The 26188-nt window shown below is 51.8% G+C and carries 25 protein-coding genes and 1 pseudogene; 13 read left to right on the top strand and 13 right to left on the bottom strand.

The window, feature by feature from the left end; all coding sequences use genetic code 11:
• The 3 genes and pseudogenes from IMQ48_RS02865 to uxaC all read right to left on the bottom strand — a co-directional run.
• Positions 1-529, bottom strand: a pseudogene (locus IMQ48_RS02865) (YgjV family protein); the annotation flags it as partial.
• Between the two features lie 122 nt (positions 530-651).
• Positions 652-2139 carry a UxaA family hydrolase gene (locus IMQ48_RS02860; RefSeq protein WP_196207830.1) on the bottom strand — a complete coding sequence of 496 codons (1488 nt, stop codon included), beginning with the start codon at positions 2137-2139 and terminating at the stop codon, positions 652-654.
• Between the two features lie 13 nt (positions 2140-2152).
• Positions 2153-3565, bottom strand: coding sequence for a glucuronate isomerase (uxaC, locus tag IMQ48_RS02855; RefSeq protein ID WP_196207829.1), 1413 nt, complete (start codon positions 3563-3565; stop codon positions 2153-2155).
• 473 nt (positions 3566-4038) lie between these two features.
• Here uxaC and IMQ48_RS02850 point away from each other — a divergent pair, with 473 nt between their 5' ends.
• The 11 genes from IMQ48_RS02850 to IMQ48_RS02800 all read left to right on the top strand — a co-directional run bounded on the left by IMQ48_RS02850 (position 4039) and on the right by IMQ48_RS02800 (position 12097).
• Positions 4039-5340, top strand: coding sequence for an MFS transporter (locus IMQ48_RS02850; RefSeq protein ID WP_196207828.1), 1302 nt, complete (start codon positions 4039-4041; stop codon positions 5338-5340).
• Between the two features lie 132 nt (positions 5341-5472).
• Positions 5473-6249, top strand: a complete 777-nt coding sequence (gene exuR, locus IMQ48_RS02845; RefSeq protein WP_196207827.1) for a transcriptional regulator ExuR — start codon at positions 5473-5475, stop codon at positions 6247-6249.
• 350 nt (positions 6250-6599) lie between these two features.
• Positions 6600-7262 (top strand): DedA family general envelope maintenance protein YqjA, encoded by a 663-nt coding sequence (yqjA, locus tag IMQ48_RS02840; protein WP_045447871.1) that lies wholly within the window; start codon positions 6600-6602, stop codon positions 7260-7262.
• Between the two features lie 18 nt (positions 7263-7280).
• Complete coding sequence (gene mzrA, locus IMQ48_RS02835; protein WP_196207832.1) at positions 7281-7649, top strand: EnvZ/OmpR regulon moderator MzrA; 369 nt, start codon at positions 7281-7283, stop codon at positions 7647-7649.
• A 147-nt stretch (positions 7650-7796) separates the two neighbouring features.
• Positions 7797-8165 (top strand): DUF1090 domain-containing protein, encoded by a 369-nt coding sequence (locus IMQ48_RS02830; protein ID WP_196207831.1) that lies wholly within the window; start codon positions 7797-7799, stop codon positions 8163-8165.
• 33 nt (positions 8166-8198) lie between these two features.
• Positions 8199-8504: a YqjD family protein gene (locus IMQ48_RS02825; RefSeq protein ID WP_096755579.1), complete on the top strand. Its 306-nt coding sequence runs from the start codon at positions 8199-8201 to the stop codon at positions 8502-8504.
• A 2-nt stretch (positions 8505-8506) separates the two neighbouring features.
• Positions 8507-8902 carry a phage holin family protein gene (locus IMQ48_RS02820; RefSeq protein WP_196207826.1) on the top strand — a complete coding sequence of 132 codons (396 nt, stop codon included), beginning with the start codon at positions 8507-8509 and terminating at the stop codon, positions 8900-8902.
• The gene (locus IMQ48_RS02815) at positions 8902-9201 is read left to right on the top strand and encodes a YqjK-like family protein (RefSeq protein WP_196207825.1); all 300 of its coding nucleotides are present in this window, start codon (positions 8902-8904) and stop codon (positions 9199-9201) included. Before IMQ48_RS02820 ends, IMQ48_RS02815 begins: the two co-directional genes overlap by 1 nt.
• Positions 9202-9418: 217 nt before the next feature.
• Positions 9419-9811 carry a DoxX family protein gene (locus IMQ48_RS02810; RefSeq protein ID WP_196207824.1) on the top strand — a complete coding sequence of 131 codons (393 nt, stop codon included), beginning with the start codon at positions 9419-9421 and terminating at the stop codon, positions 9809-9811.
• Between the two features lie 71 nt (positions 9812-9882).
• On the top strand, positions 9883-10869 hold the full coding sequence (gene yqjG, locus IMQ48_RS02805) for a glutathionyl-hydroquinone reductase YqjG (protein WP_196207823.1): 987 nt from the start codon (positions 9883-9885) through the stop codon (positions 10867-10869).
• 862 nt (positions 10870-11731) lie between these two features.
• Entirely contained in the window at positions 11732-12097 is a 366-nt protein-coding gene (locus IMQ48_RS02800; protein WP_196207822.1) for a DUF805 domain-containing protein, read from the top strand.
• Between the two features lie 67 nt (positions 12098-12164).
• Here the strand turns inward: IMQ48_RS02800 and yhaJ are convergent, their stop codons facing one another.
• Positions 12165-13061, bottom strand: coding sequence for a DNA-binding transcriptional regulator YhaJ (gene yhaJ / locus IMQ48_RS02795; protein WP_196207821.1), 897 nt, complete (start codon positions 13059-13061; stop codon positions 12165-12167).
• A gap of 104 nt (positions 13062-13165) precedes the next feature.
• On the opposite strand from yhaJ, the gene IMQ48_RS02790 reads away from it, so the two are divergent.
• A complete protein-coding gene (locus IMQ48_RS02790; protein WP_196207820.1) occupies positions 13166-13867 on the top strand; it encodes a pirin family protein in 702 nt (233 codons plus the stop codon).
• A gap of 25 nt (positions 13868-13892) precedes the next feature.
• Positions 13893-14054, top strand: a complete 162-nt coding sequence (locus IMQ48_RS02785) for a hypothetical protein (RefSeq protein ID WP_196207819.1) — start codon at positions 13893-13895, stop codon at positions 14052-14054.
• A gap of 54 nt (positions 14055-14108) precedes the next feature.
• Here the strand turns inward: IMQ48_RS02785 and IMQ48_RS02780 are convergent, their stop codons facing one another.
• The 9 genes from IMQ48_RS02780 to tdcA form a co-directional block, all read right to left on the bottom strand.
• On the bottom strand, positions 14109-15419 hold the full coding sequence (locus tag IMQ48_RS02780) for a serine dehydratase subunit alpha family protein (protein WP_196207818.1): 1311 nt from the start codon (positions 15417-15419) through the stop codon (positions 14109-14111).
• Between the two features lie 24 nt (positions 15420-15443).
• Positions 15444-16775, bottom strand: coding sequence for an amino acid permease (locus IMQ48_RS02775; RefSeq protein ID WP_196207817.1), 1332 nt, complete (start codon positions 16773-16775; stop codon positions 15444-15446).
• Positions 16776-17055: 280 nt separating this feature from the next.
• A complete protein-coding gene (tdcG, locus tag IMQ48_RS02770) occupies positions 17056-18420 on the bottom strand; it encodes an L-serine ammonia-lyase (RefSeq protein ID WP_196207816.1) in 1365 nt (454 codons plus the stop codon).
• Between the two features lie 90 nt (positions 18421-18510).
• Positions 18511-18906, bottom strand: coding sequence for an enamine/imine deaminase (locus IMQ48_RS02765; RefSeq protein ID WP_181617976.1), 396 nt, complete (start codon positions 18904-18906; stop codon positions 18511-18513).
• A gap of 13 nt (positions 18907-18919) precedes the next feature.
• Complete coding sequence (gene pflB / locus IMQ48_RS02760) at positions 18920-21214, bottom strand: formate C-acetyltransferase (protein ID WP_196207815.1); 2295 nt, start codon at positions 21212-21214, stop codon at positions 18920-18922.
• Between the two features lie 28 nt (positions 21215-21242).
• Positions 21243-22451 (bottom strand): propionate kinase, encoded by a 1209-nt coding sequence (gene tdcD / locus IMQ48_RS02755; protein ID WP_196207814.1) that lies wholly within the window; start codon positions 22449-22451, stop codon positions 21243-21245.
• 31 nt (positions 22452-22482) lie between these two features.
• A complete protein-coding gene (tdcC, locus tag IMQ48_RS02750) occupies positions 22483-23814 on the bottom strand; it encodes a threonine/serine transporter TdcC (protein WP_196207813.1) in 1332 nt (443 codons plus the stop codon).
• 22 nt (positions 23815-23836) lie between these two features.
• Positions 23837-24826, bottom strand: a complete 990-nt coding sequence (gene tdcB, locus IMQ48_RS02745; protein ID WP_003828594.1) for a bifunctional threonine ammonia-lyase/L-serine ammonia-lyase TdcB — start codon at positions 24824-24826, stop codon at positions 23837-23839.
• Between the two features lie 98 nt (positions 24827-24924).
• Positions 24925-25863, bottom strand: a complete 939-nt coding sequence (gene tdcA / locus IMQ48_RS02740) for a transcriptional regulator TdcA (RefSeq protein ID WP_196207812.1) — start codon at positions 25861-25863, stop codon at positions 24925-24927.
• Positions 25864-26188 lie beyond the last annotated feature (325 nt).

Below are 26188 nucleotides of genomic sequence, written 5' to 3'. Positions count from 1 at the left end.
TGCACGCTTTTTTCAATTTTGAAGGGATCAATTCCCCGTTTTTGCATGCGTCTGAAACGAATAATATTCAGGCCGTTCATCACCAGAAAACTGCCTTCAATCATCGTGCCGCCAATCGATCCCAACCAGAAATTATGCACCACCCAGCAGGCAGTCGCACACCACATCACACAGCGGACGGTTAATCCTTTACAGCGAAACAGCGCCAGGTGCTGGCCAGTGTGCCAATAATGGGGAGTAACTCCATCGCATGCTGTAGTTTCGCCAACCCAAGAACCAGCGTGAGAACGATAAAAACGGTCATCACCCACAGTTTGCGGGTGCGCATCGAGACCAGGGTTCGCACGGTGTTAAGCTCTGCGCTCATCCCCGCGGGCCAGGCCCCCATCAAAAAGAAGTGTACACCGATAGTGGCGCTATAGACGGCAAGCTGCAGCCGGAAGCGGCGCTCATCACGGTTGAAAAAGGTGGTAATCCCGATCAGAAAGGCGATGACACCTACGCCCTGGGCCAGCCAATACGCGGTCATGCAAGCAACCCCAACTCCATTTCGTAGGCCGGATAAGGCGAGTTCGCCGCCATCCGGCAACGGTTTATGCCTGATGGCGCTACGCTTATCAGGCCTACTGATCGCGTAGGCCTGTACAATTATTACAACGTTACGCCACTTTTGAAGATAGCCAGCTCGCGGAAGTCATTACGTTCGTTACAGGTCGGTTTACCATTGGCAAACTCGACGATGGTATCGACAAACTCATTCAGCAGTTGAGGCATGGCTTTACCGTGGATCAGCTGCCCCGCATCAAAATCGATCCAGTGCTTTTTCTTCGCCGCCAGCTCGCTGTTTGTGGCGATTTTCACCGTCGGTACAAAGCCGCCGTAAGGCGTGCCGCGACCGGTACTGAATAGCACCATATGGCAGCCAGCACCCGCCAGCGCGCTGGTGGCAACAGCGTCGTTCCCCGGGGCGCTTAACAGATTCAGGCCGTGCGTTTTTAGCCGTTCGCCGTAACGCAATACATCGACAACCTGGCTGGAACCCGCTTTCTGCGTGCAGCCCAGAGATTTGTCTTCCAGCGTGGTGATGCCACCTGCCTTGTTACCCGGTGACGGGTTCTCATAAATCGGCTGGTCGTGAGCAATGAAGTACTGCTTGAAGTCATTAACCATCGTCACCAGCTTGCCAAAGGTTTCTTCGTCACGGCAGTGGTCCATCAACAACTGCTCGGCACCGAACATTTCCGGCACTTCGGTCAGCACGGTGGTGCCGCCGTTGGCAATCACGTAGTCGGAGAAACGTCCCAGCATCGGGTTGGCGGTAATACCGGACAGGCCGTCAGAGCCGCCACATTCCAGACCAAACTTCAGCTCGCCCAGTTTACCCGGCTCTCGCTTATCGTGGCGCATTACGTTGTACAGTTGATGGAGATGTTCGATCCCCGCTTCCACTTCGTCTTCCTGATGTTGGCAGACCATGAAGTGCACGCGCTCAGGATCAAACTCGCCCAACGTTTCACGGAAAGCATCCACCTGGTTATTTTCACAACCGAGACCTACCACCAGTACCGCCCCCGCGTTCGGGTGGCGCACCATGTTTTGCAGCATGGTGCGGGTGTTGATGTGATCGTCACCCAACTGCGAGCAGCCGTAGGTGTGGCTGAAAAGATGAACGCCGTCGATACCTTCGGCATCATGTGTCTCTTTCAGGAAGCGAGTCTGCATCTGGCGTGCCATGGCGTTAACGCAGCCGACCGTCGGCAGGATCCACAGTTCGTTACGCACCCCGACATCGCCGTTGGCACGACGGTAGATCTGCACATCGCGATCTGCCGGTTGTACCTCAGGTTCCTGAAAGTCGGGTTGATAGCTATATTCATCCAGATCGCTCAGATTGGTGCGCGTATTGTGAGCATGGATATGTTCACCCGCCGCAATATCCGCCAGAGCATGGCCAATCGGCAGGCCATATTTAATGACGTTCTCACCCTGAGCAATATCGCTCAAGGCAAATTTGTGTCCACGTACAACGTCCTGTCGTAGCGTTACGGTATGGCTATCTACACTAACCTGCGTGCCTTGCGCCAGATCGGCCAGCGCAACCGCAACGTTATCCAGCGTATGGATCTTGATGTATTGCATATCAACCCGGACCTTAGTTCAGTTCAATGGCAAAATAATCGCGCGCATTGTTGAAGCAGATATTTCTCACCATTTCACCCAGCAACTGGATATCTGCCGGGGCTTCGCCTGCGGCAACCCAGCGGCCAATCATCTGGCACAGAATGCGGCGGAAATATTCATGTCGCGTATATGACAGGAAGCTACGGCTGTCGGTCAACATGCCGACAAAGCGGCTCAGCAGGCCGAGTTGCGCCAGCTGCGTCATTTGACGTTCCATTCCATCTTTCTGATCGTTAAACCACCAGCCAGAACCGAACTGCATTTTGCCCGGCATACCTTCGCCCTGGAAGTTACCTGTCATGGTGCCCAGCACTTCGTTGTCACGCGGGTTCAGGCAGTACAGGATGGTTTTTGGCAGCAGGTTTTCTTCGTTCTGCTTGCTGAGCAGTTTGGAGAGTTCTTCCGCAACCGGACGATCGTTAATGGAGTCGAAGCCTACGTCCGGCCCCAGCAGTTTGAACTGGCGCTGGTTGTTATTACGCAGTGCGCCAATATGGTACTGCTGGACCCAACCGCGACGTGCATATTCCGCACCAAGGAACACCAGCACAGCCGTTTTAAACTGCGCCACTTCATGCTCGCTCAGCGTTTCACCGGCCAGACGACGCGCCAGGATGCTGTCCAGTTCAGATTCATTAGATTCAGCAAACAGCACCACATCCAGCGCGTGGTCAGACACTTTACAGCCGTGAGCGGCAAAGTGGTCCAGGCGTTTGGTCAGCGCGGTTTGCAGATCGGTGAAGCGGCGGATATCGGTGTCGGACACCTCACCCAGCTTCGCCATGTAGTCATTAAAGGTCGCCTGCTCAATATTGAAAGCTTTATCCGGGCGCCAGCTCGGCAACACTTTGATGGCAAAGGTGCTGTCTTTGGCAACCGAAGCGTGATGTTCCAGTGAATCAATCGGATCGTCAGTGGTACCGACCATTTTCACATTCATCTGCTGCATGATGCCACGCGCGGAAAATTGTTCCTGCGCCAGCAGTTCGTTGCACTGATTCCAGATTTCATCCGCCGTCGCAGGCGACAGCAGCTTACCTGTAATACCAAACGGGCGGCGCAGCTCAAGATGCGTCCAGTGGTAGAGCGGGTTGCCAATGGTGTGTGGGACCGTCGCAGCCCAGGCGTCAAACTTCTCACGATCGGACGCATCGCCGGTACACAGGCGCTCAGAGACACCGTTGGTGCGCATGGCGCGCCATTTGTAGTGATCGCCTTTCAGCCAGATGTCATACAGGTTGTTAAAACGGTAGTTTTCAGCGATTTGTTGCGGTGGTAAATGGCAGTGGTAATCGAAGATCGGCTGGTCTTTGGCGTAATCATGATACAGACGGCGGGCAAATTCGGTATCCAGCAGGAAATCTTCAGTCATAAACGGGGTCATTATCGTCTTCCTCTCAGCGAGTGCGTCAGATTGCTTATGTTTTGATGCTGACAAAGTTATCACACCAATTTCCACGGACTGAAGATATTTTCGTGAGTTAGATCAACAAATGGTGACAAAAAATTTACTCTTAAAGAGGTAAATTGTGCGCCAGCCCGCGTCAGGACTGGCTTCGCTGAAGCGAAATAATGACCACACGAAGATTCACACTTTTGTGATGGCACTCACCTTTTAAAGCTGTATGACAAGTTATCTTTTTTGCCGTCGCAAACATAAGCCGACGGAATGCAAATTACCGATGGTCCACCATCGGATTGACCGGTACGGAAACCGAATTAGCACGATTCTTTAAATGGCAAAGTTCGGGGAGTACCGGTTTTTTTTCGGTCACCCCTTCGTAAAAAGAACATCCTCCGACCTACTCAGGAAGATGACCGCTCGTTCGCGGAAATAACAAAACGATGAGGTTTTACATGCGTAAAATTAAAGGGTTACGTTGGTATATGATCGCACTGGTGACGCTTGGCACGGTGCTGGGTTACCTGACGCGTAACACTGTGGCAGCGGCTGCGCCAACGCTGATGGAAGAGTTACACATCTCCACTCAACAGTATTCCTATATCATCGCAGCGTACTCTGCTGCTTACACCGTTATGCAACCCGTTGCTGGCTATGTTCTGGACGTGCTGGGAACAAAAATAGGTTACGCGATGTTCGCCGTTCTGTGGGCCGTCTTCTGTGGCGCGACGGCACTGGCTGGAAGCTGGGGTGGACTGGCGCTGGCGCGAGGCGCAGTCGGTGCGGCTGAAGCTGCGATGATCCCCGCAGGTCTGAAAGCCAGTTCTGAATGGTTCCCGGCCAAAGAGCGTTCTATTGCCGTTGGTTACTTTAACGTCGGTTCCTCTATTGGTGCGATGATTGCGCCGCCGCTGGTAGTCTGGGCCATCGTGATGCACAGCTGGCAGATGGCGTTCATTATCTCTGGTGCGTTGAGCTTCATCTGGGCCATGTCATGGCTTGTCTTCTACAAACACCCGCGCGACCAGAAAAAGCTGTCTGACGAAGAACGCGATTACATTCTCAACGGTCAGGAATCACAGCATAAAAACGGCGCTGCAAAGAAAATGTCTGTCGCGCAGATCCTGCGTAACCGCCAGTTCTGGGGCATTGCCCTGCCACGTTTCCTGGCAGAACCGGCCTGGGGGACGTTTAACGCCTGGATCCCGCTGTTCATGTTTAAAGTTTACGGCTTTAACCTGAAAGAAATTGCCATGTTCGCCTGGATGCCTATGCTGTTTGCTGACCTCGGCTGTATCGTCGGTGGGTATCTGCCGCCGCTGTTCCAGCGCTGGTTCGGTGTCAACCTGATTGTTTCGCGTAAATTGGTCGTCACCATGGGCGCATTCCTGATGATTGGCCCGGGTATGATTGGTCTGTTTACCAGCCCGTATATTGCTATCGCGCTACTGTGCGTCGGGGGCTTTGCTCACCAGGCCTTGTCCGGTGCGCTGATTACCCTCTCTTCTGACGTGTTTGGCCGTAATGAAGTAGCGACGGCTAATGGTCTGACCGGAATGTCTGCCTGGCTGGCGAGCACCCTGTTTGCACTGGTGGTCGGCGCCCTGGCTGACACCATCGGCTTTAGCCCGCTGTTTGCGGTGCTGGCGGTATTCGACCTGCTCGGTGCACTGGTCATCTGGACGGTACTGCAAAATAAACCAGCCAGCGAAACAGATTCAGGTCCGCAAACCGGCGATCCCGCACCACAAAGTTGACCTGACGCAATCACCAACGAAATACATTCAAAGCTGCCAGCACACTGGCGGCTTTTTTGTCGTCACAAGTGGAGCCAAATTCGCAAAAGTGGTATAACAAATAGAGTCTGCCGTATTATGCCTGGAGCGCATATGGAAATCACCGAACCACGACGTTTGTACCAACAACTTGCAGCCGATCTTAAAGCGCGTATTGAGCAGGGCGTTTACCTGGTGGGTGAGAAACTGCCCGCCGAGCGCTTTATCGCCGATGAAAAGAACGTCAGCCGCACCGTGGTTCGTGAAGCCATCATTATGCTCGAGGTTGAGGGCTACGTTGAAGTACGTAAAGGATCCGGGATCCACGTCATCTCTAACCAGCCCAAACACTACGTCGCGCCAGATGCCAATCTTGAGTTTGCCAGCTATGGTCCATTTGAACTGCTGCAGGCACGCCAGCTCATAGAGAGCAATATTGCCGAGTTTGCCGCCACCCAGGTGACCAAACAGGACATCATGAAACTGATGGAAATCCAGGAGAAGTCGCGCAACGAAAAAAGCTTCCGTGACTCCGAGTGGGATCTCCAGTTCCATGTGCAAGTAGCCCTGGCAACGCAAAATACCGCGCTGGCGGCAATTGTTGAAAAAATGTGGACCCAGCGTGTTCACAACCCGTACTGGAAGAAATTGCACGAACATATCGACCTGCGCACGGTTGATAACTGGTGCGATGACCATGACCAGATCCTGCGGGCATTAATCCGTAAAGATCCCCATGCAGCCAAACTGGCGATGTGGCAGCACCTTGAGAACACCAAACAGATGCTGTTTAACGAAACCAGCGATGATTTTGAGTTCAATGCTGACCGTTATCTTTTTACCGATAATCCGGTGGTTCATTTGGATACAGCCGCTAACGGCACAAAATAAGCATTATCATATTCACAGGCGCGCCATGGCGCCTGTTTCTGACGCTCGGTAAGCATTAGGTATAAAGTGTCAGCCTGTGTAAATCCTCTCGCCACCCTCCTTTGCGATAAGCAAAATCACGGTTCAACGACCGTAATTTCTATAACGGACTACGTTGACCTTTGTTACAATTAAATGCGTTTTGAATTTTTGTGTATCAGTGCTTGCTTACTTTGCAACTTAACAGGGAACAGTCCAGGCCGTGAATTTGTGCCAGACCGCGATTCAAGCAAAAAAAGATCAATAATATTGCGGCATTACAAACTCCAGAAACCCGGCATGACGACAACCGATTTCTCCAGGAATACTGAATGGAACTACTGACTCAATTACTGAATGCCTTGTGGGCTCAGGATTTTGAAACACTGGCTAATCCCTCGATGATTGGCATGCTGTATTTTGTCCTGTTTACAATTTTGTTTCTGGAAAACGGGCTGCTTCCTGCTGCCTTTTTACCTGGCGACAGCTTACTGGTGCTGGTCGGCGTACTTATTGCTAAAGGCGCAATGGGCTTTCCGCAAACGGTACTCCTCCTCACCACCGCGGCTAGCCTCGGCTGTTGGGTCAGCTATATCCAGGGACGATGGCTGGGAAATACCCGCATCGTGCAGAACTGGCTTTCCCATCTACCCGCACATTATCATCAGCGCGCACATCATCTTTTCCACAAACATGGTTTGTCTGCGCTGCTGGTGGGCCGATTCATTGCGTTTGTCAGAACATTGCTGCCGACCATTGCAGGATTGTCCGGCCTGAACAATGCACGCTTTCAGTTCTTCAACTGGATGAGCGGGTTATTGTGGGTGCTTATCCTGACATCACTGGGTTATCTACTGGGCAAAACGCCGGTATTCCTCAAGTATGAAGATCAGTTGATGTCTTGCCTGATGCTGCTTCCCGTTGTTTTACTGGTGTTTGGCCTTGCCGGTTCACTGGTTGTATTATGGAAAAAGAAATACGGGAACCGAGGGTAAATTATGCTGCCATCACGCATAACGCTCCGACGACTGGCCTGGACAACAACCTTTATCCTGTTTTTAGGCGCGCTTATCCTGACCTGGTCAGCTATTCGTCAACAGGAGTCGACGCTTGCCATACGCGCCGTAAACCAGGGCGTCAGCATGCCTGACGGATTCTCTATCTGGCATCATCTGGATGCCAACGGCATACGCTTTAAAAGCATTACCCCACAAAATGACGCGCTGCTGATCACCTTTGATTCCAGCGCGCAAAGCGCAGCTGCTAAGGTCGTTCTGGACAGAACGTTACCGCATGGCTTCGTCATCGCCCAACAGGATGATGATAATCAGGCGGTGCAGTGGTTATCGCGTTTACGTGACACCCCGCACCGTTTTGGTTAACTTCCAGGAATCTGAATTATTTCACCTACTTTGGTGATTTCACCGTTTAGTGCCTATGATTAATAAGCTGGGTTTATGGCCCATGCTTTTTTATCTGGAGCAACGACCGTCACACAACAAGGTCGAATCACAATGGAAGGTTCAAGTATGAAATACCGCATCGCTTTGGCTGTTACCCTTTTCGCTCTCAGTGCCGGCAGCTACGCCAACACCCTCTGTCAGGAAAAAGAACACGATATTCAGCGGGAGATAAGCTATGCCGAAAAGCACAACAATCAGAACCGTATCAACGGCCTGAACAAAGCACTGAGCGAAGTCCGGGCCAACTGTTCTGACAGCAAACTGCGTACCGAGCATCAGAAAAAAATCGCAGAACAGAAAGATGAGATAGCCGAGCGTGAACGCGATCTCGCCGAGGCGAAACAAAAAGGCGATACAGATAAAATAACCAAACGCGAGCACAAGCTCGCCGAAGCTCAGAATGAACTGAAAGAACTCGAGTCACGCGATTACTAAGTACGGTAACGACCCACTCACTTGGAGAAAACTATGTCAAAAGATAATGCTACGGAACACCTGCGCGCTGAGCTGAAATCCCTTGCGGATACGCTTGAAGAGGTACTGAGCTCCTCTGGCGATAAGTCGAAAGAAGAGTTGAGTAAAATTCGCAGCAAAGCAGAACGCGCGCTGAAAGAGAGCCGCAATCGCCTCGGGGAAACCAGCGATGTGATAGCCAAGCAAACCCGCGAAGCCGCTGCAAAAGCCGATAACTACGTGCGCGAAAATCCATGGACTGGCGTCGGCATTGGCGCTGCGGTCGGCGTGGTGCTTGGCGTATTACTGTCGCGCCGCTAACAATGGCGGATTCCGATCACGCACAAGGTCCAGGCAAAAACGTACTGGGTATCGGGCAACGGATCATCACGATCCTAGTTGAGATAGTCGAGACCCGGTTACGTCTGGCCGTTGTTGAACTGGAAGAGGAAAAAGCCAACCTCTTTCAGCTATTGCTGATGCTGGGGCTGACCATGCTGTTCGCAGCATTTGGCCTGATGAGCCTGATGGTGCTCATCATCTGGGCCGTAGACCCTCAGTATCGCCTCAACGCGATGATTGCCACCACCGTTGTGCTGCTACTTCTGGCGCTCATTGGCGGGATATGGACGCTACGTAAAGCCCGTAAGTCAACGCTGTTACGTCATACCCGCCATGAACTCGCTAACGACAGGCAGGCCCTGGAGGATGATGCTTAATGAGCAGTAAAGTCGAACGCCAAAAACGTAAGGCGCTGCTGCTTAGTCAGACCCAGCAGCAACGGCTGGATCTGACCGCCACCCGCCGCGACTGGCTGGAAGTCACCGCCGCATACGATCGCGGCTGGAATACCCTGCTGAGCCTGCGATCCTGGATACTGGTTGGCAGCAGTATCCTGGCTGTGCGCACGATTCGTCACCCGAATATGTTCGTGCGCTGGGCCAAACGCGGCTTTAGCGTCTGGAGCGCCTGGCGGCTGGTCAAAGCGACCCTCAGACAGCAGCAACTGCGCGGTTAATCTCTTCTGCTCTCCCCCACGTAGGCCTGATGGCAAGGCCTACTTCATTCTATTTTCCTCTTCACTCAAAATTTTTGAAAAATACTGACAGTTTTCCTTGCTAACAATTGTCACACTCCCCGTTTATGATTCTCTCCATCGACAGCAACGACGCGCTATGCAGCGTTGATGCACAAAAAACAAAAATAGCCGCCTGAGTGGTTTCCTGGAGAGTACGATGAAAAAATTAGAAGATGTTGGTGTACTGGTAGCGCGCATTCTGATGCCAATCCTGTTTATTTCTTCAGGCTGGGGAAAAATCAGCGGATATGCGGGTACACAACAATATATGGAAGCCATGGGCGTTCCGGGATTCATGTTACCGCTGGTTATTCTGCTTGAGTTCGGCGGCGGTTTGGCCATTCTGTTCGGCTTCCTGACTCGTACTACCGCACTGTTCACTGCAGGCTTTACGTTGCTAACCGCGTTCATCTTCCACAGCAACTTTGCTGAAGGTATGAACTCGCTGATGTTCATGAAAAACTTAACCATCGCAGGCGGTTTCCTGCTACTGGCTATCACCGGTCCAGGCGCATTCAGCATTGACCGCGTACTGAATAAAAAGTGGTAAGCAAGCTATACTAAACGCATCAAAAAGCGAGGAGACATCTCCTCGCTTTTGCTATCTGAGGAGGCAAAACCATGGGACAACTTATTGACGGCGTCTGGCATGACACCTGGTATGACACAAAATCTACCGGGGGAAAATTTCAACGTTCTGCATCGGCTTTCCGTAACTGGCTCACCGCGGATGGCGAACCTGGCCCGACCGGCGTAGGCGGCTTTGCCGCCGAAAAAGACCGCTATCACCTGTACGTTTCCCTCGCCTGTCCGTGGGCGCATCGCACGCTGATCCTACGCACGCTCAAAGGTCTGGAGCCATTTATCTCCGTTTCCGTTGTGCATCCGCTGATGCTAGAGAACGGATGGACGTTTGATGATAATTTCCCGGCCGCCACGGGAGATACGCTCTACCAGCACGAATTTCTCTATCAGCTCTATTTGCACGCCGACCCGCAGTACAGCGGCCGCGTCACCGTACCGGTGCTGTGGGATAAAAAGAATCACACCATCGTCAGTAATGAATCGGCGGAGATCATCCGCATGTTTAACACGGCGTTTGATGCACTGGGCGCCAAAGCCGGTGATTACTACCCGCCTGCCCTGCAAAGTAAAATTGACGAGTTGAACAGCTGGATTTATGACAACGTCAATAATGGCGTCTATAAAGCCGGTTTTGCCACCAGTCAGGAGGCATATGACGAGGCAGTCGAGAAAGTGTTTCACTCACTGGCGCGACTGGAACAGATTCTGGGTCAGCATCGCTATCTGACCGGCGACCAGTTAACCGAAGCCGATATTCGCCTGTGGACCACGCTGGTACGCTTTGATCCGGTGTACGTCACCCACTTCAAATGCGATAAACACCGCATTAGCGATTACCTGAACCTTTATGGTTTCCTGCGCGATATCTACCAAATGCCAGGCATTGCGGAGACCGTCAATTTTGACCATATCCGTCATCACTACTTCCGTAGCCACAAAACCATCAACCCGACCGGCATTATTTCAATCGGGCCATGGCAAGATCTCAGCGAGCCGCACGGGCGTGACAGCCGTTTCGCATGATTTACACAGGTCTCATCTGGGCAATGCCGTTCAGTTAACGCTTCAGTTTCAGAAAGTATAAACCTGTATTGACGGAAGTAATGAACATGCTACCTCAGAGAAAGGGTTCCGTTCACCTCAGCGATGTCATTTCTCTGAAGCACTGATTACGGTGAACGTGTAAAGGGCGTTCTTCGCCACGCCCTTTACAATCCCGGCTCCCGGCACGGAAAATTGTTGCTTCGCAATCCCCTCCGCTTATTCCTCCAGGTTACCGGGCCGGGCGCGAGGTAGCATCCCTGCAAAACGCGCCCTGAACCCGCATCCTTGCGGGTTCTCCCGGCCTTACGGAAACACGTCGGCAATTTTCAGCCGGACCAGCCCACACCTGTCCATCTGTGCTTTTACTTGAATATCTCTGAACAGCAAAACGGATATAGCTGAAAGCCAGAGCGCTGAAGCGACACCCTGGTCCGGCTGAAAATCGATGAGCCGTTGACGGCTGACCGGGTCTGCCCGCAGGGATGCGGGCAGAGGGGACGGCCTGCATGGATGCAGGCTCGGCCCCGACCCGACAGGCAGACGGAATAAGACGAATAACTCGCGCAGCGACGATTTTCCCGCCGGGAGCCTAGGTTGCAAGGGAGGCGGCGGTGAGCCTCCCTTGCACGTTCACGGGTATCTGCGCTTCAGAGAAATGACATCGCTGAGGTGAACGGAACCCTGAGTTGGAATCACATGTTCTCCATAATGTTTAACTGACAAGCAATACTCCTATAGGCGCCAATAATTAATACAACAAATATTTACCACAATTCTATTCACCGCTATTCTTGGTTTGATTACTTTAAAAACAAGTGATTGAACGCAGAATGAGGCGCAAATGGATTGGTATTTAAAAGTTCTTAAGAACTACTTTGGTTTTGGCGGGCGTGCACGGCGTAAAGAGTACTGGATGTTTGTTCTGCTCAACATCATCTTTTCGTTCGTGCTGGGCATTCTGGACAACATGCTTGGCTGGCAACGCGCCGGGGGAGAAGGCGTATTAACAACGATTTATGGGGTGCTGGTATTTATACCGTGGTGGGCTGTGCAGTTCCGCCGCTTGCATGATACCGACCGTTCCGCATGGTGGCTGCTGATATTGTTGATCCCCATTATCGGCTGGTTGGTTATCGTTATTTTCAACTGTCAGAGCGGTACACCGGGTAACAACCGTTTCGGTGCTGACCCTAAACAGCTGCCCTGACGTAGCACTCCTGTAATTTATAGGCCGGATAAAGTGCATTTGCACCGCATCCGGCGTAACCGTCCTGCTATTTCCCCGCAAACAGCTTCGGAATTTCCCGCAGACACCAGGATTTTGCCTCACCCATACTGTCCCGTCGCCAGGCCATGATGATATCAATTTCATTGGTGGATTCCGGGCTCACCACGCGCAGCCGACCCGCGGCAATATCCTCTTCCACCAGCGGATATGGCATGGTCGCCACGCCCAGCCCAGCCAACAGCGCCTGGCGTTTATCTTCAATTGAACTCACCGTCAGGCGCGGCTGTTTATCCAGTAGTTGGACGGTCAGCACCGGGCGCTCACGGGCGGTATCCGCCACAGCAATCCCCCGGTATTTTACCCGGGTCACTTCCGACAGCGGCTCCGGCTCCTCATGGATAGGATGATCCGGCGCGGCTACATAGACGTTCATCAGCGTGTACAGCTTGCGCGAATTAATCTCTGACGACGAGCGGAAATGCATATCCGGGGCGATCACGATATCCGCTCTTCCCTGCTCCAGGCGTTCCCACGCCCCGGCCAGCACTTCAGTGATCACCGAAAGCTGGGTATTTGCCTTGACGGAAAGCCGGTTGATGAGCGGAAAAAACGCCGCAGTAGGCACCAATGCTTCAGTAACAATCGTCAAATGCGTTTCCCAGCCACGGGCCAGGGCTTCAGCATCGGTGGTCAACTTATCGGCCGCTTCCAGCAGCACGCGCCCGCGCTCCAGTAGCATACGTCCTACGTTGGTGAATTTTGTGCGGTGGCCTGAGCGGTCAAACAGCACCACATCCAGCTCTTCCTCCAGTTTCTGCATGGTATAGCTGAGGGCGGAAGGAACGCGCCCCAGTTCATCTGCGGCGGCGGCAAAGCTGCCACGTCTGTCAATTGCATCCATCACGCGTAACGCTTCAAGCGTTAATGCCCTTTCTTTAGCCATGTCGTTCTCATTCAGGAAATTTGAACATACCAGGCAGAATATCTGGCTAACAATGCAGCGTCTAGCCATTTAACATAAAAGGAAGTAAAGAGAGGTCAAGAACTATGATTACTACCCGAACAGCCAAACAGTGCGGACAGGCAGACTACGGCTGGCTGCAAGCCCGTTATACCTTCTCCTTTGGACACTATTTTGATCCTAAGCTACTGGGTTATGCCTCGCTGCGTGTTTTGAACCAGGAAGTTCTGGCACCGGGGGCCTCTTTCCAGCCACGTACCTATCCAAAGGTGGATATCGTCAACCTGATCCTCGAAGGAGAAGCGGAATACCGCGACAGCGAAGGTAACCACGTCCAGGCAAAAGCCGGTGAGGTTTTACTGCTCGCCACACAGCCAGGGATTAGCTACAGCGAGCACAACCTCAGCAAGGATAAGCCATTGACCCGCATGCAATTATGGCTGGATGCCTGCCCGCAGCAGGAAAACGCCTGCGTACAGAAAACCACGCTAGCGACCGGCAAGCATCAGCTGATCGCCTCCCCGGACGGAGAACAGGGCAGCCTGCATCTTCGCCAGCAGGTGTGGATACACCATGTCGAACTGAAACAAGGTGAATCACTGAGTTTTCAGTTACATGGACCCCGCGCCTATTTGCAGTCGATCCACGGCACATTCCATGCACTAACGGCTGGAGCAGAAAAAGAAGCGCTGACCTGTGGTGATGGCGCATTTATTCGTGACGAAGCTAACATAACGTTAGTTGCTGATACGCCTTTGCGCGCTTTGCTGATAGATTTGCCCGTATAGTCAGGAAAAACAAGGGAGTACGACTATGAGCAAGAAAGCATTAAAAAAGCGTAAGCCGGTAGTTGCAGCCAAAGTTCAGGAAACGGTCATCCAGACCAAAACCTTTGACTATGAAGACATGCTGACGGAACTGGAAGCGATTGTTGCTGATGCCGAGGTACGGCTGGAAGAAGAAGACGCCGCCTGATTAGGCGGCTCCAACTGATGCCGGGTGGCGGCTACGCCTTACCCGGCCTACAGATTAATGCGCTTTACTGGCCATGATCTCAATGATCTGCTTGTCGGTTTCCTGCATCGAACGACATGCCAGCGCACACAGATTCGAAATAGATTGCTCCACGTTATGCGCCACAATCCCTTCGTTACCGGTCACTGCCGTATCGTCCAGCGCCATGAGCACCGCTTTCCACGCTGCCGACGCGCTGGTAGAGACCTTCATCGCGCAGCTGTTTGACGCGCCATCGCAAATCATCCCACTCACATCGCCAATCATGCTGCTGATCGCCATGGCGATAGTGTTATAGTGACTATCCACCAGCCATGCCATACCCGCCGCTGCCCCCATCGCCGCCGTCGTCGCCGCACATAGTGCCGACAAACGTGGAAGCTGATGATGGATGTAGATAGCGCTCAGGTGAGACAACATCAACGCACGCGCCAGCTTTTCATCATCCGCACCAAAGTGCTCGGCAACAACCATCACCGGGACAGTGGCGGTAATACCCTGATTACCGGAGCCGGAGTTGCTCATCGCCGGCAGCGTCGCCCCGCCCATTCGCGCATCCGACGCCGCACTGGTACGGATTAAAATGGCAGTCGACAGATCGTTTGCCAACAGGCCACGCGCGCACTGCTTCTCAAGCGTGGTTCCGATGTGCAAGCCCCAGTTACCGCGCAGGCCTTCCTGAGACAGCGCCCCATTCAGTTTTGCCGCATCAAGAATAAAGCGGATTGACTCAAACGGCACCGCATTCACAAACGCCAGAATCTCTTCCAGCGAGGTGTGGGATAACACCGCCAGCGGCGATTCCTGCTCTTCATCCTGCGCCTGTTCTTCTTTGCTGAACACCACGCCGTTGTGGGTCTCAATATGCACAATATTGGTATGACCGCCAACAATCGTGACACATGCCCATCCGTCACGGCTGTACACCTTAGCGCGTGAGAAGAGAATATCTTCGCAAGGCTGCTGCAGCATCACCGCCACGTTTCCGGCAGCCAGCATGGCTTTGGCATCTGCAATAGCCTCAGCAGATGCATCCTTCAATACTTCTAAACCGGCGTGGGCATTGCCACCCAGCGCACCCAGCGCGGCGGCGACGGGCAACCCTACCATTCCTGTCCCCGGCACGGTCACGCCCATGCCGTTCTTCATCAGGTTGGGCGAGACCCACGCATCAATGCGTTCAACCGCGCCGTTCAGCTCAGAGGATGCGACCGCCGCCGCCAGAGCCAGAGAGATAGGTTCGGTGCAGCCCAGGGCGGGCTTAACTTCTTCCTGCACTGCGCGAATAAAACTATCCCATAATGGATTCAATGTAGTCTCAAACATAACAACGACCTTTACTCAGATAACTCAGGAAAATGCCAGGAACGGGGAAACACACAGCAGCAGGCCTGTGATGATAATCAGGTACAGGGAGGCACCTTTATATTTGTGCAATACCGGAACTTTGTAGACCAGCCAGGCCGGGATCAAACAGCCCACCATGCCGAAGATTGGGCTACAAATAGAGGTAAAGCTCAGTACCGGCGCATTGAGCACAATTGCACTCCAGGCCAGCAGGATGGCGAAAACCATAATGCCGCGCTGAACCAGGGTTTCATTGATTTTCTCGGCTGGCATTTTACGGCGCAGCACGTTCATCACGATCCCCTGGGTCGCTTCACGGAAACCTAAGTACACGCCAAAGAACGCGGTCATCACGGCAAAGATGTTCAGAATAACGCTGACGATTTTCACCCAACCGGCTCCGTCACCGCTAATAAACTGAGCGGCAATCGCCAGGGCGGAAATGTTCTGCTCGTAGGCTTTAACCGCTTCATCATGGCCCATCGCCAGGGTGAAAGAGACGGCGTAGAAGAACACGGTGACAAACAGAATGCCGAACGCAATATTCATGGCGCGCAGCGCTTTATGACGTGCGACCTCAATGGATTTTGCGCGAGAACGGTACGAGATAACCATCGGGCTTAAGGTTTGAATAAACAGAATCGAGGTCAGCGTAAAAGGCAGCGTAATAATCGCGTTCTTAATCAGCAGTCCCATCGGCGGCAGCGTGCCCGCATTATACAAATGCCACATCCCCACCATCGACACACCAAGGGCGGCAACGACCAGCAGCTTGGTCAGCACCATACCGGTGGAGATTTTAAACAGTAATTTTTCGCCGCGTGACGAGATGGCTACCAGGATGCAAATCAGCACCAGACCATAGAACGGGCTGTCGGACAGTAATCCCTCGGTTACGCCAAACGTATGCAGATACGAGGCGCTGTCATTAGTGATGGCAGTGGAATAAACGAACATCCAGATAACCAGCATCACAAAATACAACGCACCTAACAGGATGCCCCAGTTTTTGCCTAAATAACCGCTAATGACGCTCGGGTAATCTTTGCACTCGGGAGATTCAGCCAGCGTGTTGATAAACAAACGCTGGAACAAATACATGGCGGGATAACCGATAATCGAGGACAGCAGGAATACCCACAGCCCCATTAGCCCTACCTGAACAGGAAGAAAAACAATCCCCGCGCCAATCGCCATACCGATACTCATAATGACCCAGCCGGTGTCCATGCTGTCGAACTTAATGGCTTCCTGCCATTCACTTTCGGTCATTCCCGCCCGACGCGCCGGAGCGGATGCGTCGAGTATTACGCTATTATTCGTTGCCGTTTCCATAATTTCCCGCTTAATGTGTAGGTAGAGGTTTTTTATTTTTTTCGTATTGCGTCAAGGCGATACGCAATTCATAAGATGCAGGCGAGCTCTTAGAATGAAGAAAATCATACGCTCAGGGTCAGAGAAAAACTTCACAAACAAAACCCCATAATCCCTATAGGTAAAGAAAGATTTTCTCTTAAAAACATCAAAGGTGGGATCGATTTCTGTTTTTGAAGCAGATCACAACAAAAAAAGGTGCACTTCTGTGCACCTTTTTGGTCATGCTATTTTGATTAACTCACATACAAACTACTTTGATCGCCAGGCCACCGCGCGAGGTTTCGCGGTATTTATCGTTCATGTCTTTGCCAGTTTCATACATCGTCTCGATAACTTTATCGAGCGACACCCGGGGTTCTGACGTGCGGCGCAGCGCCATACGCGCGGCGTTAACCGCTTTAACGGCGTTGATCGCATTACGTTCAATGCACGGAATTTGCACCTGTCCGGCGACCGGATCGCAGGTTAACCCCAGGTTATGCTCCATGGCGATTTCAGCGGCAATACAGACCTGCGCCGGGCTACCACCGAGCAGCTCTGTCAGCCCGGCTGCGGCCATGGAACAGGCCACGCCAATCTCACCCTGGCAACCCACTTCAGCCCCAGAAATAGACGCATTCATCTTATACAGCGCGCCTATCGCCCCCGCAGCCAGTAAATAGCGGGCGATGGAGTTGGCATTCACCGGACGGCGGAACTTGTCGTAATAGGCCAGCACGGCGGGGATAATGCCACACGCACCATTTGTCGGGGCGGTAACAACCCGGCACCCGGCGGCGTTCTCTTCGCTCACGGCCAGTGCGAACATGTTGATCCAGTCGATGACGTTCATCGGGTCACTGGACAGGTTGTCGCTGGAGACCAGCAACCGACGTAATGCCACGGCGCGACGTGGAACGTTAAGCGGGCCGGGCAGGACGCCTTCGGTGTTCATGCCGCGCTCGATTCCGGCGTGCATGACATCCCAGATTGCCGCAAAACCCGCGTCAATCTCATCTTTACTGCGCATCGCCAGCTCGTTTTGCATCATCAGGCCGGAAACGGAAAGCCCGTTGCGCTCACACAGTTTCAGCAGCTCGCTGGCAGAATGGAAATTGTACGGCACATGCGCTTCAACATCGTGCGCCTGACCAAAGTGATCCTCCTCAACGATAAAACCACCGCCAACGGAGTAATAGGTTTTGCTTAATAGCGTCTCGTTGCTGTTCCACGCGGTGATGCGCATACCATTTTCATGGCGCGGGAGCGTTTCGCTATGGAAGAGAATGTTCTCAGCAGGAGGGAAATCAACGATATGCGTGCCCTCTGCCACCGGGAGACGTCCGGTGCGGGCCACGTCCTGAATAAAGCCGTCAATGGCATCAATATTCACGTTTTGCGGACTGCTGCCTGCCAGCCCCATCATGATGGCGACATCGGTCGCATGACCTTTTCCGGTCAGGGAGAGCGAGCCGTAAAGGTCGACCACAATGCGCGTGGTCTGGTGCAATTCTCCGCTACTGACCAACTGGTCGATAAAGCTTTTACCTGCGTTCATTGGCCCCACGGTATGGGAGCTGGAAGGTCCAATGCCAATCTTAAAAATATCGAATGCGCTAATCATATCCACACCCTCGGATTGCCGTTCAGTGAAGACCAGGTTTCACACTCATTAACGGGATCGGGGCGATCCTGACGATCGCCCCGCGGGGAGTTACACCGTGTCGCCGCGTACGGCGATGGCTTCAATCTCCAGCTTCACGTCCTTCGGCAAGCGGGCGACCTGTACACAACTGCGTGCCGGGTAGATTGCCTCGTGCTCATCAAAGAACTGCTGATACACCTGATTTATGGTGGCGAAGTCGTTCAGATCGGCCACGAAAACGGTGGTCTTCACGATGTCGCTCACTTTCAAACCGGCGGACTCGACGATCGCTTTCACGTTTTCCAGGCTCTGACGCGCCTGATCGGTCACGTGCTCTGCCACTTCACCGGTCTGTGGACATACCGGGATTTGACCTGAAGTCAGCACCATGCTGCCCAGATCCACACCCTGTACGTAGGGCCCAATCGCCCCTGGCGCACAGTCGGTTGCAATAACTTTTCTCATAACCCCTCCGGCGTTAAAGCGCCTGGGTGAAAGTACGTGAAATAACGTCCTGCTGCTGTTCGCGGGTCAGCGCGTTAAAGCGCACCGCATAGCCAGACACGCGGATCGTCAGGTTCGGATAGTTTTCCGGGTGCTCAATAGCATCCATCAGCATTTCACGGTTCATGACGTTAACGTTCAGGTGCTGACCGCCCTCGACATGCGCTTCATGATGGAAATAACCGTCCAGCAGACCGACCAGGTTGGTTTTCCGCACGCTATCTTCTTTGCCCAGCGCGGCCGGCACAATCGAGAAGGTGTACGAGATACCATCTTTGGCATAGGTAAACGGCAGTTTGGCCACCGAGGTCAACGAGGCGACTGCCCCTTTGCGATCGCGGCCATGCATCGGGTTCGCCCCTGGTGCAAACGGCGTACCTGCGCGACGTCCGTCCGGGGTATTCCCGGTTTTCTGGCCGTACACCACGTTAGAGGTGATGGTCAGAATGGACTGCGTCGGCACCGCGTTGCGATAGGTTGGCAACACTTTAATTTTCTTCATAAAGCGTTCAACCAGATCGCAGGCAATGCTGTCTACGCGCTCATCGTTGTTCCCGTACTGCGGATAGTCGCCTTCAATTTCGAAGTCGACCGCCAGGCCGTTTTCATCACGGATCGGTTTGACGCGAGCGTACTTGATAGCCGACAGGGAGTCCGCGGCAACGGACAGACCCGCCATACCGCATGCCATGGTGCGATAAACATCACGATCGTGCAGCGCCATCAGCGAGGCTTCGTAGCTGTACTTGTCGTGCATGTAGTGAATGATGTTCAGCGCACTGATGTACTGCACGGCCAGCCAGTCCATAAAGTGGTCCAGGCTCTCCATCACCGTCTCGTAATCCAGCACGTCATCCATCAGCGGCGCAGTTTTCGGCCCGACCTGGATTTTCAGCTTCTCATCCACACCGCCGTTGATTGCGTACAGCAATGTTTTGGCGAGGTTGGCACGCGCACCAAAGAACTGCATTTGTTTGCCGATGACCATCGGGCTGACGCAGCAGGCAATGGCATAGTCATCGCTGTCAAAGTCAGCGCGCATCAGATCGTCGTTTTCATACTGTAAGGACGAGGTGACGATAGACACCTGTGCGGCATATTTTTTGAAGGCAATCGGTAAGCCTTCAGACCACAGCACCGTCAGGTTCGGCTCAGGCGCCGGTCCCATGGTGTGCAGCGTATGCAGATAGCGGAACGAGTTTTTGGTGACCAGCGTGCGGCCGTCCAGCCCCATCCCACCGATAACTTCGGTCGCCCAGATAGGATCGCCGGAGAACAGGGTGTCGAATTCCGGGGTACGCAGGAAGCGCACCATGCGGATCTTCATGATGAAGTGGTCGATCAGCTCCTGCGCCTGCTGCTCGTTTAAGACGCCAGCTTTAAAATCGCGCTCAATGTAAATATCGAGGAACGATGCGGTACGGCCCAGCGACATCGCGCCGCCGTTCTGCGATTTCACCGCAGCCAGGTAAGCAAAGTACACCCACTGCACGGCTTCCTGTGCGTTACGCGCCGGACGGGAAATATCGCAACCGTATTTCGCGGCCATTTCCTGCATTTGCAGCAGCGCACGACGGTGCTCAGACAGCTCTTCACGCAGGCGAATTGTCGCCTCCAGATTCTGCCCCCACTCCAGATTCGACTGGAGATCGGCAAACTGCTGCTCGCGTTCACGGACCAGGTAGCGAATACCGTACAACGCAACACGGCGGTAATCACCAATGATACGGCCACGGCCATAGCCATCCGGCAGACCGGTTAAAACACCGGACTTACGGCAGCGCAGCATATCCGGGGAATACGCGTCGAACACGCCCTGGTTATGGGTTTTACGCAGTTCAGTGTACTGGTACTCAAAATCAGCATCCATTTCACGACCGTAAGCATCAAAAGAGCTTTTGATCATGTTGATGCCGCCGAACGGATGCAGCGCACGCTTCAGCGGCTTATCCGTTTGCAGACCGACAATCTTTTCCAGTTCCTGTTCAATATAACCGGCATCATGCGCGGTAATTGTGGTGGCAATATTGGTATCGAAATCTACCGGCGCATGCGTCGAGTTTTCAATACGGATGCCCGCCATCACTTTTTCCCACAATGCTGTGGTTGCCGGCGTCGCTTCGGCGAGGAAAGACTCATCCCCTTCATAAGGCGTGTAGTTATGCTGAATAAAATCACGGACATTAATTTCTTCTTTCCAGTCCGTACCTTTAAAGCCTGACCACGCGTCGGCATACAGCATATCGCTGGTATCGATATTTACCTTCATGAAAAATAATCTCTCTACAGAAAATTAATTATGCAAATTCTGCTGGTGTGTTAATTTTGCCTAAATGAATAGCATCACGGGCAATCATTTTCTCTTCATTCGTCGGAATGACTGCACAAATAACCCGGGCATCGTCAGAAGAAATAATTCTCTCGCCATGAGAATTTGGCAGACTATTCATTTCGCTGTCGATATTCACACCTAATACGGCCAGATGTTCAATCACCAGACGGCGAATTAAGACTGAGTTTTCACCAATGCCGCCGGTGAAAATAATCCCATCAAGACGATGTAACGATGCAGCATGTCCGGCGATATGGCGTGCAATACGATGCACAAAAGTTTTAATCGCCAGCTGCGCACGCTCATGTCCTTCGTGCCAGGCTTTTTCCAGCGTACGTAAGTCAGAGGACAAACCGGAAATACCCAGCAGGCCAGACTCTTTATTGACTACGCGCTCAAGGTCGCTCAGCGTCTGGTTGGTTTCACTGGCGATCCACGCCATCGCGCCAAAGTCCACATCACCGCTACGCGTGCCCATCATCAGTCCTTCCAGCGGCGTCATACCCATTGAGGTATCCACGCTTTGTCCGTTACGGACCGCACAGATGGACGCGCCGTTACCCAGGTGCGCGACAACCAGGCCAGAATCTTCATCCTGGAGATCGAGAAGCTCGTGCGCTCGCTGAGAAACATAGCGGTGCGACGTGCCGTGGAAACCATAGCGACGAACGCCCAGCTCCTCGTAATATTTCCACGGTAAACCGTACAGATAGGCTTCAGGTGCCATCGTCTGGTGGAAGCTGGTGTCAAATACCGCCACCTGCTGTACACCCGGGAAAAGATGCTGTGCGGATTCAATCCCGCTCAGGTTCGCATAATTATGTAATGGTGCTAAAGGAGATACCCGACGAATATTGTCGATAACGTCATCTGTAATTATCGCTGATTCCGTAAAGATACTTCCACCGTGGGCAATGCGGTGACCAATTAAGGCCACGCTGTCCATTAAATTACGTTGTTCCAGTTCAACGGCAATGGCCTTTAATGCGTCTTCGTAGCTGTGGTGAGCCAGCTTAGCCGGCTCCCCACCATTAATTGCTATGAACGCATTTTCAGAGTTAATACCGTCTGCAATTCCCGCCATTAAAACATCACAGTTGGCTGCATCCAGCACTGAGAATTTAATGGAAGATGAACCGCAATTAATAACCAGTACTACCGGAAACTCATTCATTTCACTACTCCGCTCATCCTGAGCTTAAGGATTAAAACAGTTTGTAGACGATGTTCAGGATAGTCAGCAGACCAATCGCAGTAACAAACACGTTATCCAGACGGCCACGGTATTTCGCCAGAGACGGCGCTTTACGGATGGCATACATCGGCAGCAGGCAGAGCAGTGAGGCGATAATTGGCGCACCCATCGCTTCAATCAGGTCCAGGATGTTCGGGTTGGCGTAAGCCACTACCCAGGTGGAACCCATGATGAAGATCATGCTGATGGTGTTAAGTTTGCCAACGGAGACTTTGGTTTTATCACCTTTATAACCAAACTTCAGGACCAGACCGTTCAAACCTTCCAGCGTGCCCAGATAGTGGCCGAAGAAAGATTTGAAGATAGCGACCAGTGCGATGATAGAAGCACCGTATTCCAGAACGGTCGCGAAGGTCGATTTGGTGCCAGACAATGAAGCAAAGTGGTTCGCCAGGTATGACAGTACCGGAATGTTCTGCGCTTTGGCTTCGGCCATATTTGCCGGAGACAGCGTGAACAGGCAGCTAAAGGCGAAGAACATGACCACCGCAACCATCAGCATACTGGCGCGGGAGATGATCTTGGAACATTTCTGCTCGGTAAATTCGCGGCCATAATCTTTTTCATACTCTTCGCGTTTAGACACCACGAAGGAAGAAACAATTGGCGAGAAGTTGAAAGAGAACACCATGATGGAAATACCCAGCCATACGGTGACCAGAATACCGTCATGCCCGGTCAACGCTATATTGCTGAGATCCACCTGCTGGATAACCGCTGAGTTCCAGTAAGGAATCAGGGACAGAGAGATAAGTACCAGGCTGGCAATGAACGGCCATACCAGGAAGCTCATCACTTTAACCATCAGATCTTTACCGAAGTAGATGACGAATGCCATCAACAGCAGCAGGAACAGTGCCACGAAGCCACGGTTAAGCGCTGGCATCTGCAACTGGTTTTCCCAGAAGGTCATAAAGGTGTTGGTAATGGTGACGCCATAAATCCACAGCAGTGGGCAAATCGCAAAGAAGTAGAGGAACGTGATGACCACGCCACCCGTTTTACCAAAATGCTCTTCAACCGTTTCTGTGATGTTGCCGGAAGGGTTAGAACCGGAAAGACACAGGCGTGCCAGTGCACGGTGGCAATAGAACGCGATGGGGTACGCTAACACCAGCATCAACAGAATGGGGATCAGTCCGCCAAAGCCTGCGCGAATTGGGAAGAACAACACCCCGGCGCCGATGGCTGTACCAAATAAACCCAGTGTCCAGGTGGTGTCCGATTTGCGCCAGGACGATTGTTTTGTCTGGCTGGATACAATGCTATCAGTAGTACTCATATCCTATCCTCAACGAAATATATTAAGCGTCAACTAAACCAGTGATTTGGGATACACGAGAAAGATCGATATTACCGCCAGAAATAATACTGACTGTTTTTCTGTTCTGAATATAGCTATCTAATTTCCCGCTTAATAATGCAGCACATGCCAGCGCACCCGCGCCTTCTGTCACAACTTTATTTCGCTGAATTAATGCCACCATACTGTTGCGAATTTCATCTTCGCTGACCAGGACAATGTCATCCACTAACTCACGAACGATTTCATAGGTCAAAGTACCCGGGCGGGAGACGTCACAACCATCCGCCAGGGTGCCGGTCGTTCGGTGCGTGGTTATTTCTCCAGCGTGGAAAGATGCCGCCATGCCGTGAACGTTTTCGGACTGTACGCCAATAATTTTAATGGTCGGGTTGATGGATTTAATTGCTACAGCAATACCGGCAATCAGTCCGCCGCCACCAATTGGCACAATCACGTTGTCGACATCGTACAGATCTTCCAGAATTTCCAGACCAATTGTCCCCTGACCGGCAATGACTTTCGGATCATCATAAGGAGGAATAAAGATGCGACCTTCAGTCTCAACAATTTCGCTCACTTTGGCGATAGTGTCGTTGAAGTTGTCACCGTGCAGCACAACTTCTGCGGAGTAGTCACAGGTGGCAGCCACTTTAGACTTCGGCGCGCCTTTTGGCATCACCACTTTGCCGTCGATACCAAGCATCGCACAAGAAAGAGAAACCCCTTGCGCATGGTTACCTGCAGAGCACGCCACCACGCCTTTACATCTTTCGGCTTCAGTTAAAGAACTGAGTTTGTTAAAAGCACCGCGGATTTTAAATGAACCAGTACGCTGCATGTTTTCAAACTTGAGGAAAATTTCCCCTTTGCAACGTTCACTAAAATAGTTCGAGCGTGGCATTCCTGTTTTATAAATTTTCCCCGCCAGTCTTTTTTTCGCTTCGAGGATATCTTCAATTGCAACCGGGAGATCGTATGTAATGTGCATTAGAACCTCTTACCTGGGTATTAAAGTAAATAGATAGCCGTGTCCAGGGTCTGATATAGACCGATGGCATTAATTCCGTATTAAATCGAGTTTAATCTTTAATCAACTTCAATTAATTGCTTTCGTCGTTGACAATTATATGATGAATATTCTTTGGCTAATTCCACCAAAATTGATGCTGCTTTTTTTATTCGATAATTTTTAGACCATACGGCAGCATAACGCGCCACCGGTAAAGCCTCTTCTACCGGGATAGTAATAAACTGGTTTGAACCAAATGGTGTGGTCATATCGCAGGGAATTACTGTTAAGAAATCAGCATTGAGAACAAGATTATAAATCGTGACGACCGAGTCAGTATTAACGATGTTTTCACTGCTGATGCCATTTTTTTGTAACGTAGTAAGAAGTTCGCTGTAGTAACCCATATTCGTTTGTGGCAACACCCACTGTTCGTTTTTCAACGCGCTCAGCGTGGTGATGCCGGTGCGTGTTCGGGACTTGCTGGCGACCAGGATAAACTCTGACTCAAAAAGTGGTTCTACATGCAGATCCTGCAGTTTCATCTCATCGCTGAGTGTACCGATAGCGAAGTCCAGCCGCCCGTCACGAATCGCTGGTAAGAATGAGGAAAGCTGCGCTTCATACATCGAAACCTGTGCTTTCGGGAACACCTCTTTAAACTTCTTAATCATGCCGGACATGATGGTAAAGGCGATCAGTGATGGAAAGCCAAACGACACATCCACAACCGCGTTACTCGTCATGCTATTCATCTCATCAACCATATTTTTCATTTCACGGGTGATGGATTCAGACCATGAGAGCATTACCTGACCAGCCTGGGTTAATGTGACACCCGTATTTTTACGTACGACTAACTCGATGCCAAAATAAGCTTCAACATCATTAATAATTTTGCTAACAGCGGGTTGAGTCAAACCTAATTCTTTTGCAGCTGAGCCGATAGAACCACTTCTGATGACTTCCTGAAAGACCACTAAGTGCTGTGTTTTAGGGAGAGAAATAGTATTCATATCGGCCTGCTCTAATTACTTTGTTGACGGCAGGAAGTGTACCAAATTAAGCGAACAAGGATATGTGCTACCACTCACAAATCCCTTTCACTTACATTTCGTAAGATTATTATGAAACAATTAAATCTTTATTTATCAATGAGATAATAAAACACAATCTCACTTTAACCTGACTTTAATCAAAAAAAGATGGGGGGATAACAAAAATTTATGGCAATAACATGCTGTCTTTAACAGCTATTTAAAAAAAGAGTGAAAGGCGATATTTCAATCAATTACAGGATAAATACCCATCGGAATTACGCTTAAATTTAATGAGTAACTT

The organism is Citrobacter sp. Res13-Sevr-PEB04-36 (genome assembly GCF_015672735.1).
In the GTDB taxonomy this organism is placed as follows: Bacteria; Pseudomonadota; Gammaproteobacteria; order Enterobacterales; family Enterobacteriaceae; genus Citrobacter.
The sequence above is the reverse complement of the archived record's forward strand: the minus strand, read 5'-3'. Positions and strand labels throughout refer to the sequence as shown.